The organism is Finegoldia sp. P2-F-LR, assembly GCF_052932265.1.
The window spans coordinates 21,216-35,310 of the sequence record NZ_JBRFJF010000002.1; the positions used below are offsets into that span (position 1 = coordinate 21,216).

General features: G+C 34.3%; 11 protein-coding genes. 1 reads left to right on the forward strand and 10 read right to left on the reverse strand.

Annotated elements, in window-relative coordinates:
* Nucleotides 1-5: 5 nt before the first annotated feature.
* The 3 genes from aac(6') to ACU68W_RS01320 all read right to left on the reverse strand — a co-directional run bounded on the left by aac(6') (nucleotide 6) and on the right by ACU68W_RS01320 (nucleotide 1,126).
* Nucleotides 6-443, reverse strand: coding sequence for an aminoglycoside 6'-N-acetyltransferase (gene aac(6'), locus ACU68W_RS01310; RefSeq protein ID WP_094223773.1), 438 nt, complete (start codon nucleotides 441-443; stop codon nucleotides 6-8).
* Nucleotides 444-557: 114 nt separating this feature from the next.
* Nucleotides 558-863 carry an ATP-binding cassette domain-containing protein gene (locus tag ACU68W_RS01315; protein WP_341460730.1) on the reverse strand — a complete coding sequence of 102 codons (306 nt, stop codon included), beginning with the start codon at nucleotides 861-863 and terminating at the stop codon, nucleotides 558-560.
* An 8-nt stretch (nucleotides 864-871) separates the two neighbouring features.
* On the reverse strand, nucleotides 872-1,126 hold the full coding sequence (locus ACU68W_RS01320; RefSeq protein ID WP_278735970.1) for a DUF4418 family protein: 255 nt from the start codon (nucleotides 1,124-1,126) through the stop codon (nucleotides 872-874).
* Nucleotides 1,127-1,472: 346 nt separating this feature from the next.
* On the opposite strand from ACU68W_RS01320, the gene ACU68W_RS01325 reads away from it, so the two are divergent.
* Nucleotides 1,473-2,372: a selenium metabolism-associated LysR family transcriptional regulator gene (locus tag ACU68W_RS01325; protein ID WP_002834761.1), complete on the forward strand. Its 900-nt coding sequence runs from the start codon at nucleotides 1,473-1,475 to the stop codon at nucleotides 2,370-2,372.
* 332 nt (nucleotides 2,373-2,704) lie between these two features.
* Here the strand turns inward: ACU68W_RS01325 and ACU68W_RS01330 are convergent, their stop codons facing one another.
* The 7 genes from ACU68W_RS01330 to purC form a co-directional block, all read right to left on the reverse strand.
* Entirely contained in the window at nucleotides 2,705-3,367 is a 663-nt protein-coding gene (locus ACU68W_RS01330; protein ID WP_446755974.1) for a TVP38/TMEM64 family protein, read from the reverse strand.
* A 102-nt stretch (nucleotides 3,368-3,469) separates the two neighbouring features.
* Nucleotides 3,470-4,897 (reverse strand): adenylosuccinate lyase, encoded by a 1,428-nt coding sequence (gene purB, locus ACU68W_RS01335; protein ID WP_446755975.1) that lies wholly within the window; start codon nucleotides 4,895-4,897, stop codon nucleotides 3,470-3,472.
* Nucleotides 4,897-9,789, reverse strand: coding sequence for a phosphoribosylformylglycinamidine synthase (locus ACU68W_RS01340; protein WP_446755976.1), 4,893 nt, complete (start codon nucleotides 9,787-9,789; stop codon nucleotides 4,897-4,899). Before ACU68W_RS01340 ends, purB begins: the two co-directional genes overlap by 1 nt.
* Before the next feature lie 15 nt (nucleotides 9,790-9,804).
* The gene (gene purH / locus ACU68W_RS01345) at nucleotides 9,805-11,310 is read right to left on the reverse strand and encodes a bifunctional phosphoribosylaminoimidazolecarboxamide formyltransferase/IMP cyclohydrolase (protein WP_446755977.1); all 1,506 of its coding nucleotides are present in this window, start codon (nucleotides 11,308-11,310) and stop codon (nucleotides 9,805-9,807) included.
* Nucleotides 11,298-11,852 (reverse strand): phosphoribosylglycinamide formyltransferase, encoded by a 555-nt coding sequence (gene purN / locus ACU68W_RS01350; RefSeq protein ID WP_446755978.1) that lies wholly within the window; start codon nucleotides 11,850-11,852, stop codon nucleotides 11,298-11,300. The genes purH and purN overlap by 13 nt, the downstream gene beginning before the upstream one ends.
* 8 nt (nucleotides 11,853-11,860) lie before the next feature.
* Nucleotides 11,861-13,207, reverse strand: coding sequence for an amidophosphoribosyltransferase (gene purF, locus ACU68W_RS01355; RefSeq protein WP_446755979.1), 1,347 nt, complete (start codon nucleotides 13,205-13,207; stop codon nucleotides 11,861-11,863).
* 1 nt (nucleotide 13,208) lies between these two features.
* Nucleotides 13,209-13,907, reverse strand: a complete 699-nt coding sequence (gene purC, locus ACU68W_RS01360; RefSeq protein ID WP_002836979.1) for a phosphoribosylaminoimidazolesuccinocarboxamide synthase — start codon at nucleotides 13,905-13,907, stop codon at nucleotides 13,209-13,211.
* Nucleotides 13,908-14,095: the final 188 nt, after the last annotated feature.

Genomic DNA, 14,095 nt, shown 5'->3' on the forward strand with positions numbered 1-14,095 from the left:
TCCTTTTACAAATCTTTTTTGAAACAAATAATCCTATTTGCTTCTTCGAAACCAATTGCCAAATGAAATTTCAAGCTTTGGGTATTATCCAGTAGGCAATCACTAGCAAACTCTTTTGCGCCTTTTTCCTTAGCCCAATCTTCACATGATTTTACCAAACTTCTCGCTATACCTCGGTTTCGAAAGTTTTCATCTACAAATATTCCTTCCAAATATCCTACAGGTGAGCTTTCAGTTCCTTCGACATAATCAAATCGAAGGCTGACATTCGCAAATCCAGCAGGAAATTTACCGTCAAATGCAATAAAACAAGTATCTTTGGCGGATTGATTGATTTCTATAAATTCCTGTACTAATTCATCAACATTTTCATTCTCCCAAATTTTTGTTGCCATTTCGGCAAGTATTTGCGAATCCTTTTGTGTAGCTTCTAATATTTTCATTTATTTTCCCTTTTTCTCTCAATTATATTTTATTCTTAGTAAATTAACGTGTCAATGATTGCAATAAAAAAACTGACCCTCTAAGTTTCATGACTTTTGAAGATCAGCTATATTTTATTCAGATAAATTTTTCCCCGATAATTTGTAAACTTTTTTTGCTCTGTTTTTTAGTCTTGAATCGTGAGTTACACATATAAGTGTAATTTTCTTATTCAATTCATCGAGCAAATCCAAGAATTTGTCTACGTATTCTTCGTCCAAGTTAGCTGTTGGTTCATCTAGTATTAATAGCTCTGGTTCATTAATTAACGCCCTTAGAATCATTAATTTTTTGATTTCTCCCCCAGATAAGTTCTTAGCGCTGTTTAGTTGAAGAAGTTCTTCCATGTCGTATTTTTTGATAAATTTTGTATTTTCAATATTTCCATTTAATTACCTCTCAATGTTAGTGCTAATTCGTCTTTGGATATTTTTGTTACATTGAATATTTGCTCGATTAGGGCAATTACTACTGAAACTAATAATGTTATCGCCGATATAATTAGTATTTCTGCATTTGACATGTGGAAACATTTCATTGGCATTTTGCCCGGCATTACTTTACATGGTTTTGCGTTAACTTTTGGTATTAATGCTAAAATAATTGCAACTACTAATTGTAAAATTTTCAAAATTTTCTTCATAATTTTCCTGTTAAATATTTAATGTTTATAAGATTATTTCATTTTTACATCAAAATTATTTTATCGTAAATATCATTAGTTCATTAATTGAAATTTTCTATAAATAACGCCGTATTTTTAACTTTTTGCAAATTTTTATCATTTATATTCTAAAAATTATCTTACAAATATTGATTTATTAACATTTTGTAATTTTGAATCACTTATAGATTTTTCCTATAAATAGTAAATCGTTTGTTAAATTTATTTACAATTGGGTATATTACTATAAAGTATTTGCGTATTTTGTAAAATAAAAGGTATATGATAAAATATATATATTAAATACCACGAAGAGAGAGATATTATGGATTTAAAACAATTAGAAACGTTCATAACTGTTGTGGAATGGGATAGTTTTTCTGAAGCTGCTAAAAGACTTTATCTTACACAGCCCACGATAAGCACTCATATCAAACAAATTGAAAATGAACTTAATGCAGAATTATTAAAAAGAACTACTAAAAAGTTAGAGCTTACTCCTGAAGGAAGAGAATTCTACAACTATGCTAAGGCTATTTCAAGGATTATGGAAAGCATGCAGGATTCTTTTTCAAAAAAAAGTCTAACTACCTTCAACATCGGTGCAAGTTCTGTTCCTGCAACATATATTCTACCTTCTCTTTTAACAAAATATCACAAATCTCACATCAAAACTTTGGTGAATATAATTCAATCAGATAGTTTAACTACGATTGACGGAGTTATAAATGGTTCAATCAATATTGGAATCGTAGGCATGACTACAATGGATAAAGAACTTACCTTTGAGAAAGTTCTAAGCGATAAGCTAGTAGTAGTCACACCATATAACGATTATTATAACGCATTGAAGAAAAACAATGTCAAGATAAGTTCCATTTTAAAGGAACCAATAATTTTTCGTGAACAAGGTTCTGGAACATTAAAGGAATCTATGAAAATGATAGACGCTTTAGGAATCAGCAAGAATTCACTGAATTTGATTGGAACAGCAAATAGCACAGAAACTTTGAAGCAATGCATTAGAAATGGAATGGGGATATCGATTATGAGTAAGCTATCCGTAGAAGAAGAAGTTGCAAATAATCAATTGATTTCTTTCAAAATCGACGATTTCGAATCGGTACGTCACTTCTATCTGGTATATCGTTCCAACTCTTTACTCTCAGAGCCAGTTATAGATTTCGTAAAATTCACAAAAAAATACTTAGAAGAGAATTTTTAATTCATAAAAATAACCGCAATAGCTCATACTGTAAGCATTGCGGTTTTTTGTGTATGTTTTTATTAAGTGAGATGAAGTAAGTCATATAAATAATAATGAATGATATCAAAGTATAATGAACGAGTCCTCTGAAAAAAATTTTATAAAATTCAATCGAGAAATTCGTAAAAATTCAACTGTTTGAGCGTAGTCGAGTTTTGAATTTTAGAATTTCGAGATTAGAATTTTAAAATTTTTGTAAGCGAGACGAAGCGAGTTATACTTTGATATATTTTAGGACTTACTCGCTTTACTTTTTTAGGAGATTTAGCTACTACTCCATCATCATAAAATTACTTCAAATTTTTTTGTTTTTCCTTGTCTTTTTTGTCGATTATTTTAGCCATTATCAAGCTCACAACAGTAAGTCCTACTACTAAAATAATCGCTTGGTAGAATTCCTTGGATCCTACATTCAACACTTTATCCCCCAAATTCAAATACACAAGCGTTCCAGGAATTATTCCAAGAACTGATGCAAACATATATTTGGACATGCTTATGTTCGTCAATCCAAATCCGTAATTTATAAGATTGTAGGGAATAATCGGAATCAATCTGCAAATGAACAATAGAGTGAACAGTTTTGAATCTGGTGCATTTAGTATTCTGTCCCTATTTTTTTCGGAGAATTTTTCATTAATCATCTTAACAACATAATCGTGTCCAATTTTTCTAGAAAGTTCAAACATAAGCAAGCAATTCATAGCTGCTCCAATAACTGTGTAAATACTTCCTTTAACAAGTCCGAAACTAACTCCACCAATCAACGCCAACGCTGGAACTGGGAAGAAACCAATTGGAAGTATCGTGAACAATAAAATATACACAACCGCTCCCCATGGGCCAGATTTTTGTACCAAGTTTCTGATTGAATCGTAAGGAACAAATACCATTAATCCGACTGTCAATGCTATCAATAGGACTATCAAAAATATTTTCTTAAATTTTTCCATATTTCACCTACTAATTATATTTGAATTCATTGTATCGTATAAATTTAATATAATCAACTAAAAAAATGCACACAGCTTTTGCTATGTGCATTCCTAATATTTTTAAACTTTCAAATCAACAGAGTATTCTGTGTCGTATTTTGAAATAACTGGTTTGACATCTTCTTCGATAAATTCAACCACTTGTTCTGGACATCTTCCAATATAAAGTTTGCCGTCTAAAAGTAAATTCAAATCGTCTTTGTTAAGATTAAAAGCTTCGTCTTTTTCCAATAATTCTAATAAATTGTTGTCTAGTCCTTCTTCTTTTACTCTTCTACCTGCAACCATTGAATATTCTCTGATTTTTTCGTGAAGTTCTTGTCTGTCGCCGCCACGTTTTACAGCTTCCATCAATATGTTTTCAGTCGCCATAAATGGTAATTCCTCATTAACGTGTGCTTTGATTTGGTTTTCGTAAACAACAAGCCCGTCTGTAACGTTGATTGCTATTTCCAAAATACTGTCGACTGCCATGAAACTTTCTGGAACGCTCATTCTCTTATTTGCAGAGTCATCCAATGTTCTTTCAAGCCATTGAGTACTAGCCACAAATTGTGGATTTTGAACCAAACTCATCACGTATTTTGAAAGCGATGAGATTCTTTCGCATCTCATTGGATTTCTCTTGTAAGCCATCGCCGATGAACCGATTTGTGTCTTTTCAAAAGGTTCTTCCAATTCTTTTCTGTTTTGTAAAAGTCTGATGTCGTTTGTCATTTTGTGAGCTGATTGTGCGATTGATGATAGAACTTGAAGCACGTGATAGTCGATTTTTCTTGTATATGTTTGTCCACTCACGCTAACTGCGCTGTCAAATCCCATTTCTCTTACGATTTTCTTTTCCAATTCTTTTACTTTGTCGTGGTCATTGTCGAAAAGTTTTAAAAATGATGCTTGAGTTCCAGTAGTTCCCTTTACTCCTCTCAATTTCAAATTTTCTTTTCTGTAGATGACTTCTTCCAAATCCATAAGAAAATCTTGAATCCACAACGTAGCACGCTTTCCAACAGTCACCAATTGTGCTGGTTGATAATGAGTGTAGCCAAGTGTTGGCAAATCTTTGTATTTAATCGCAAAATCAGACAAGTGTTTAATCAAAATCGCTAACTTTTTCTCTACGATTTCAAGAGCATTTCTCATCACGATAATGTCCGTGTTATCAGTTACATAGCAGCTTGTCGCTCCCAAGTGGATAATTCCAGCTGCGTTTGGACACACTTCTCCGTATGTTTTCACGTGAGCCATTACATCATGTCGAAGAACTTTTTCGTATTCAGCTGCCTTGTCAAAGTCAATGTCTGAAATGTGAGTTTGCAATTCTTCTATTTGTTCGTCTGTAATATTAAGTCCCAATTCTTTTTCAGATTTCGCCAATGCCAACCACAATCTTCTGAAAGTTTCAAACTTAACTTGTGAACTAAAATTGTGGCTCATTTCGTGGCTTGCGTATCTCGTGTTTAATGGACTTTGGTAAATATCGTTGTTCATTATTTCTCCTTGAAGTATTCTACTGCATTTCTAAAAATATTTTGCTTGTCGATATCGTAAATATTTTTGTACAAATCATCTGCGATTCTTTCAGTGTGACACATTCTTCCCAAAATCTTACCATCTCTGGACAAAATTCCTTCGATATTGTAGTCTGATCCGTTTGGAGAGATTTTGTAAGCAGAGAAAACTTGCTCATTATCCAAAAGTTCTTTGAGTTTGTCTTCTTTAATTACAAATCTTCCTTCACCGTGTGAAATCGGCATTTTGTAAGTTTTGTTCAAGTCAATTCCATTTGTCCAAGGGCTGTTATTAGTCAAGCACAATGTATCTACAAAAGTTGCAATGTGTCTTCTGTTTGTGTTGAATGTCAAGTTTGGATCGTCTTCTTGTGGTGATGTAACTTTTCCATAAGGAAGAAGTCCAGTCTTCACCAAAGCTTGGAATCCGTTACAAATTCCAATTACCAATCCGTCGTTTTCGTTCAACAAATAATCTATCGCACTACTTATTTTCTCATTTCTTAGAATATTTGCCAAGAACTTAGCTGATCCATCTGGCTCATCCCCTAGTGAAAAACCTCCAGGAATGGCAAATATTTGCGATTTTCTGATTTTTTCTGCCAAAACATCTATCGAACTCAATATATCTTCTTGGTTTCTGTTTTTGAATAGAACAATTTCTCCATCTGCTCCATTTTCTTTGAATGCATTCAATGTATCCCATTCACAGTTTGTTCCAGGAGCTGCCAAGATTACAACGTGAGGTGTATCAGTTGGTTTCTTGGATTTCATTCTACGTTGTTCGATTTTTTTGTTTTCTATTGGTTTGTACTCGATTTTTTCTTTTGGTGTGAATACTTTATTTAAGACTGTAGTGTAGCCTTCTAGTAATTTTTCTGAATCTAATTTAACATCATTTACGATAATTTCATCTGCAAAATCACCGATGTGTTCGATGTTTTCGTCGTCTTCAATATATTCAACTACGAAACTTCCGTACATTGGGTTGTACAAATTATCAAATTTGATATTAAAACCAGTGTTTCCTACAGATTGTTCAAAAATATTAGCCAACAAGCCTTTTTTATCCAATGCAATCGCAGAAATAATATTTTTCTTTCTGATTTGTTCTGTGATAAAATCGAAATTTTCTTCTAATTTTTCAAGGTTCAATGTTCCGTCTTCTTCGTAAACAGTTTTGACAAGACCGATTTTGCCTTTGCCTTTCAAATCATTCGTAATGATGTTGTCCACATCTTCGTGAGTCACTGCAAATGAAATCATTGTTGGTGGAACCTTGATGTCCTCGAAGTTTCCACTCATACTGTCTTTTCCACCGATTGGCATTGCTTTGAAATGTTTGGAGACAGTGAATGTACCAAGTAATGCTTTCAATGGTTTGGACCAGATCTTTTTATCTAGCATTTTTTCGTAATATTCTTGGAATGTCAATCTGATTAAGTTTTTGTCAGAACCCAACGCGATTAGTTTACTGATTGATTCCACAACTGCGTAGTATCCTCCCAAGTATTGAGATTGTTCTGACAAATCAGCATCAAATCCGTAACTCATCATGGATACAGTTTTCATAATTCCGTCCATTGTAGGGATTTTTGCAACCATTGCTTGTGATGGATTCAATTGCAACTTACCACCCATTGGATTGATAACAGTGTTTCTTCCGATTGTGGAGTCGAACATCTCTATCAAATCTCTCTTGGATGTTATGTTGAGTTTTTTAACTTTGTCGTAGAATTTGTTCGCATCAGAACATTTTTCAGTCAAAATTTCTGGAACATCTTCTGATACAACTTCAACTTCAGCGTTTCTATCTGAACCATTTGTGTTGATGAAATCGTAGCTTATGTCTGCAATCAAATCTTCATCGTAGAACATTCTCATTCTGTTAGTATCTGTGATGTCTGCAACCACAGTTGTCTCGATGTTCTCTGCGTCTGCATATTTTACAAATTCTTCCAAATCTTTCTTAGCTATAACACATGCCATTCTTTCTTGTGATTCACTGATAGCAATTTCAAATGGTTTAAGACCTTTGTATTTCAATGGAACCCTGTCCAAATAAATATCTACACCATCGTGAAGCTCACCAATCGCAACGCTCACTCCACCTGCTCCAAAGTCGTTACATTTTTTGATCAAACTTGCAAGCTCAGGAATTCTGAAAAGTCTTTGGATTTTTCTTTCTTCAGGTGCGTTACCTTTTTGAACTTGTGCAGATTCTGTTTTGATACTTGTAACTTTGTGGCTTTTTGATGAACCTGTCGCTCCACCAATTCCGTCACGTCCAGTTCTTCCGCCAAGTAAGATTACGATGTCTCCTTTTTCAGGTTCAATCCTCTTGACATTTTCAATTGGCGCAGCTGCCATTACAGCTCCACATTCCAATCTCTTAGCAACATATCCGTCATGGTAAATCTCATCTACAAATCCAGTTGCCAAACCAATTTGGTTTCCGTAAGAAGAATATCCCTTAGCAGCTTCTTGTGTAATTTTAATTTGAGGAAGTTTACCGTCCATCGTGTCTTCCAATGAAGTAAGAGGATTTCCAGCTCCTGTAATTCTCATAGCTTGGTAAACAAATGCTCTACCGCTTAATGGGTCTCTGATTGCTCCACCCAAGCATGTACTTGCGCCACCAAATGGTTCGATTTCTGTAGGGTGATTATGTGTTTCGTTTTTGAACATCAACAAATAATCTCTTGTTTCATAGGCACCATCAACTTCCACGCGAACTTTGATTTTAACAGAACAAGCGTTGATTTCAGATGAAATTTCCAAATCATCAAACTCGTTTTTGCTTCTCATATATTTGGACAAAATCGTTCCGAAATTCATAAGATTGATTGGTTTTTCTATGTTTAATTCTTCTCTGACTTTCAAATATTCTTCAAAACTGTTGTGAATTGCTTCGTCAAGTTTTGTTTTTGCATTGAATTCAATATCCAAGAAAGTGTTGAAAGTTGTGTGTCTACAATGGTCAGACCAGTAAGTGTCTAAAATCTTGATTTCTGTTTCGTTTGGATCACGGTCTTCTGATTTGAAATAATCTCTAATACACTTCAAATCTTCGTCATTCATCGCCAATGAGTAATCGTCGACGAATTTTTGAAGCTCATCATCTTTCATATCTCTGAAACCATTGTATGTTTCGTTTTCCAAATTCTTAGGATTTTCTTGTTTCAAAGTTGTTGGGATTCCAAGCAAACTAACCTTGTGACTGTCAACAGGGTTTACCAAATATTTTTCGATTTTTGCCAAATCTTCTTTGTTAGCGCCTTCGATTTCGTAAACTGTCGATGTCTTACAATCCACCTCATCATCCAAAATCAAACTCAATGTGTCAAGCACACCTTGTTTTCTTTGGTCAAATTGACCTGGCAAATATTCCACAGCGATTGCGTTTTTCATATCAGCTTGTAATTTCAACGCATCTTCTCCATAGAACACATCATCTACAGATTTTTCGCTAAGGACAGTGTCGACAATTTTTTTCAAATTATCATCGCTAATTTCCAAATCGTATCTCTTGTAAATTACGAATTTATCCAAATCAATTCCAAGTAAGTTTTCAATTTGCTTTTTCTTTTCCTTAGATTCATAATCGTATTCGTCTTTTTTTCTGACATAAACTCTTTTAACTCTAGGACCAATATCAGTTCTGTGATACATGTTTTTAAAATCCACCTTTTCTATATCTTCATAACAAGCCTTAATAACATCATCAAAATTCTTTTTAGAATTTACAATATTTAGTACTCGGCCACCGTTTGTAACGATTTTGCCGTCGACTTTTTTCGTTCCTGCATGGAAAACAACACTGTCCATATCAGAAATTGTAATCTCATCGCCCTTGTCATAACTTTCTGGATATCCACCAGCACTTACAACAACGCAAAGCGCCTTGTTGTCATTTATTTTCAAATCGACATCGGATAATTTCCCTTCACTTGTTTTCATCATAATATCCAACAAATCATTGTCGATAAGTTCAAGCACGACTTGAGTTTCAGGATCTCCAAATCTTGCGTTGAATTCCAAAACGTAAATTCCATCATCAGTTATCATAAATCCAATGAACAACAATCCTCTAAAATCAATGTTTTCTTCTTTTAATCCTGTGAGAATTTTGTCCAATACGCTATTTTTGATTCTATCTACGAATACTTCTGCCTCGACATTCGGAGCGTAAGTTCCCATGCCGCCAGTGTTTGCTCCCATTTCTCTTTCAAAAATCTTCTTGTGATCCTTCGCAGTTGGAAGTGGAAGAATCGTCTTAGAATCAGTAAAGCACAACAAACTCATCTCAAATCCGTCGAGGAATTGTTCGATTACAACCATGTTATCTTTATCAAGTACATCTTGTAGAATTTCTCTTAAATCATCAGAATTATCTACAATGTAGACTCCCTTTCCAGCTGCAAGGCCATCTCTTTTAACGACAACTTTGCCATTTTCTTCCAACAATTTATTTGCAAAATCATAAGACTCATCAAAATCTTTGCTCTCCAAATACTTAGCTGTATTGATGTCGTATTTTTCCAAGAATTTTTTCGTAAATGATTTTGAGTTTTCAAATTCAGCGGCTTTTTTTACAGGTCCAAATATTTTAAGACCATTTTCTTCGAACAAATCTGAAATTCCGTCGCACAATGGATTTTCAGGGCCAACAACTGTGAAGTCTATTTCATTTTTCTTTGCAAATTCAAGAAGGCCCTTTAAATCGTCTGCTTGAATATCTACGTTTTCTCCGATATCTTCAGTTCCAGCATTTCCTGGAGCGAAGAAAACTTTCCTATTTTCATCAAAAGATTTTATTTTACGTCCAAGCGCGAACTCTCTGCCACCTGAACCTACAACTAAAATTTTCATAAAACCTCCCAATTTTTAATGTTTGAAATGTCTGTTTTTTGTGAACACCATGCTAATTCCGTACTCATTGCATTTGTCAATTGAATCTTGGTCTTTGATGCTTCCACCTGGTTGAATAATAGCTTTTACTCCTAATTTATGTGCAAATTCTACGCAATCAGAAAATGGGAAGAAAGCATCTGATGCCAATACGCATCCAGTAAAATCAACGTCCGGGTGATTGTTGGCTATGTTTTCCAACGCCCAAATCCTAGATGTTTGTCCTCCACCAATTCCCAAAGTGTGAGAATCTTTTGCTAGTACAATTGCATTTGATTTTGTGAATTTAACCACCTTCATAGCAAATTCCAAATCTTTTTTGTCTTCATCACTTGGTTTTTCATTAGTAACTATGTTGTATTCGTCAACACCGAAGTCTTTGTCTTGGATTAAAACTTTTCCATTCAAATACTTAATGTCTTCTTTTACTGAATCGTTGTCGAATTTTATCTTAACAAGTCTGATGTTTTTCTTTTTAGTCAAAATTTCAAGAGCTTTTTCATCGAAATCCTTGGCAGCTATAATTTCCAAGAAGATTTGGCTCATTTCTTCTGCACTTTTTTCATCTACAACTCCATTGATGGCGATAATTCCACCGAAAATCGAAGTTGAATCTGCCAAGTAAGCCTTGTGGTACGCTTCTGAAACGCTGTCTGCAATTGCAACGCCACATGGTGATTGGTGCTTCAATGCAACACAAGAATTTTCTCCCAATTCGTCTGCTAATTCCACTGCAACATTCAAATCGTTGTAATTGTTGAAGCTCATTGCTTTGCCATGAATAACTTCGCAATCTGTCAATTTGCCGTTTACAAATGGATCTATGTAAAGATTGGCACTTTGATGTGAATTTTCACCATATCTAAGTTCTTCTTCTTTTTTGAAACCAAAAGTTCTGTATTCACTACGTTCTCCAACTTGTTCTTGGAAATATCTTGAAATCACAGAATCGTAGTAAGCTGTCAAACTAAAAGCCTTCATTGCTAGTTTTTCTCTGTATGAATTATCCACGTTGTCATTTTTCAATCTGTCGATAAGTTCGTCATAATCAGACGGATCTGTTACAACCAAAACGTCCTTGTAATTTTTTGCGGCACTTCTTATCAAAGTTGGACCACCGATATCGATGTTTTCAACGATGTTGTCGTGGTCTCCAGTTTTCAATGCATTTTGGAAGTCGTACAAATTAACCACAACAATGTCGATTGGTTGAATGTTCAATTCTTCTACAGTTTTCTTGTGTTCTTCGTTATCTCTCTTATACAAAATTCCACCGTGAACGTATGGTGACAAAGTCTTCACTCTGCCTTGCAAAATTTCAGGAAAATTTGTAACCTTGGAAATGTCTATTACATTTACTCCAGATTTTTCGATTTCCTTGTAAGTACCACCTGTAGATATGATTTCATATCCCAATTCTTGTAAACTTTTTGCTAACTTACCAACATTTGTCTTATCCGTTAGTGAAATTAATGCGCGCATGAACTCTCCTCCAATTTTTTTATAGCATCTTTTAAAATGCCATGTTCTATTTTCAAAACTTTCTTTGCTATCTCATCTTCCGATTTACAATCAGAAATATCCACAGACCTTTGAAGTAAAATATCTCCATCGTCTAATTTTTCATTCACGAAATGCACAGTTGCACCGCTATTTTTTTCCTTATTAGCAAAAACTTTTTCGTGAACATGGATTCCATAACATCCCTTACCACCGTATTTTGGAAGCAATGATGGATGGATATTTACAATTGTAAACTCATTTATAATTCTCTTTGAAATTTTAGGCAAGAAACCTGCCAACACGATCAAATCTACGTTTTTTGATTTTAAACATTTGATGATTTCTTCGTCATCTTTTGAAACCAAAGTATCCACGTTGAAATCTCTTGCAAAACCAAGACCAGCTGCATTTTTGTTACTAACCACAACAACAATATCGCTTTTGAAATAATTGTCTTTTTTTGCATCCAACAGAGCTTTCAAATTAGTACCAGTACCTGAAATAAAAACTGCAATATTCATTTAATCACCTATATAACTATCGGATCTACTGGATAATCCCCATCAAAACAAGCCTTACAGAATTTGTCTATTTTGTCGCTGCTTGATTTTACCATTCCTTCCATAGAAATAAACGCTAAGCTATCTGCCCCGATTTTTTCACGGATAGCTTCGATATCCATGTTCGCTGCAATCAAATGCTTTCTTGAAGGAGTGTCAATTCCGTAATAGCAAGGGAATTTGACAGGTGGCGATGTAATTCTCATGTGAACTTCTGTCGCACCAGCTTCTCTAATTCGTTGAATCAAATTAGCGCTTGTAGTTCCTCTTACAATGGAATCATCTATAAGTACAATTCTCTTTCCTTTTAATACATGTCTCAAAGGATTTAATTTCAATTTAACTGCCATTTCTCTTTCAGCTTGAGTTGGTTTAATGAAAGTTCTTCCCATATATCTGTTTTTTACCAAACCTTGTGCGTAAGGAATGCCCGCTTTTTGCGCGTAGCCAATCGCTGATGGAATACCTGAATCTGGAACTGGAACTACCAAATCAACATCACATGGAGATTCTTGTGACAAATATTCTCCGCATCTTCTTCTAAAATTGTATGCATTTGTTCCATCCAACGTAGCGTCTTCTCTTGCAAAATACACATATTCGAAGAAACAATGACGTGGAGATCCTTCTGTTGTATACATCGAAGAATTTATTCCTTCCTTGTCTACGACAATTATTTCTCCTGGTTTTACATCTCTGATTTCAGTTGCTCCGACGATTTCTACTGCTGCATTTTCTGATGCAAACACAACATCCTCTTCATTTTTTCCCATAACAAGAGGTCTAATTCCCAAAGGATCACGAAATGCTACAAGTTTATCCTTCAAGCACAACACAATTGCGTAAGCTCCTTTAATAAGTTTCATTGTTTTTTTGATAGCTTCGACGATATCCCCTTTGTAATATCTAGCAATCAAAAACAAAATAACTTCACTGTCAATCGCTGTTTGGAACATCACACCATCTTCTTCAAGTCTAGTTCTTAAAATTTGATGGTTGATAAGATTTCCATTGTGAGCCAAACTCATTTCGATTCCCTTGGCAAAAGCCATCAATGGTTGAGTGTTGTAATCGTGAGAACCACCAGCTGTCGAATATCTCACATGTCCTATCCCAATATTACCAACTAAATTATTCAAATTTTCTTCCTTAAACACATCGATAACAAGTCCCATGCCTTTTTCTCTATGTAGGTTTTCACCGTTACTAACGGTGATACCACAGGATTCTTGTCCTCTGTGTTGTAAGGAGTTAAGTCCGAAAAATAATTTCTTATTAACTTCGGACTTAGAATATATCCCTATAACTCCACACATCCTAGCCTCTCATTCTGTTTAGAACTTCTTTGTAGCCTTCTGTCAAATCTCCCAAATCTCTTCTGAAAATATCTTTGTCTAATTTTTTGTTAGTATCTTTGTCCCACAATCTGCAAGTATCAGGGCTGATTTCGTCAGCTAATAAAATTTGTCCGTCGTCAGTCTTACCAAATTCGATTTTGAAGTCAACTAATTTTAAGTTGATTTTTAAGAAAAATTCTTTTAATAATTCGTTTATTTTCAAAGTTTCTTTTCTCAAATAGTCGTATTCTTCCTTTGTGATAACACCAAGAGCAATTGCGTGATCTTCACACATCAATGGATCTCCCAAATCATCATCTTTGTAAGATAATTCGAAAGTTGGTTGATTCAAAACTCTTCCTTCTTCAACTCCGTATCTTTTTGCAAAAGAACCTGCAGTGATGTTTCTAACGATAACTTCAAGTGGCATAATAGTAACTTTTTTAACTCTCATATCAGTGTTGTTGATTGTTTCAATGTAGTGAGTTTTGATGCCGTTTTTTTCAAGCATTTCAAAAATCATTGTAGTGATTGCCAAATTAAGTTCACCTTTACCTGCAATTGTAGCTTTCTTTTCACCATTACCAGCTGTTGCATCATCTTTGTATCTGATGATATATTCATCAGCCTTTTCTGTTGAATAAACTTCTTTTGCTTTACCTTCGTACAATTTTTCCATAATAGCCTCCTAAAATAAAAAAATAGAGAATTCTAGATAGAATTCTCCTAAATTTTTTGACAAATATACACTTTTTTATTGGACGCAAAAATAGCTCTCAATTTGCCTCTCAATTTATTGATAAGGCTTAGATCGTGATTTGTAAATCTCAAATCAAAAAGCTTTTTTATGAAATTTATTGAAATATC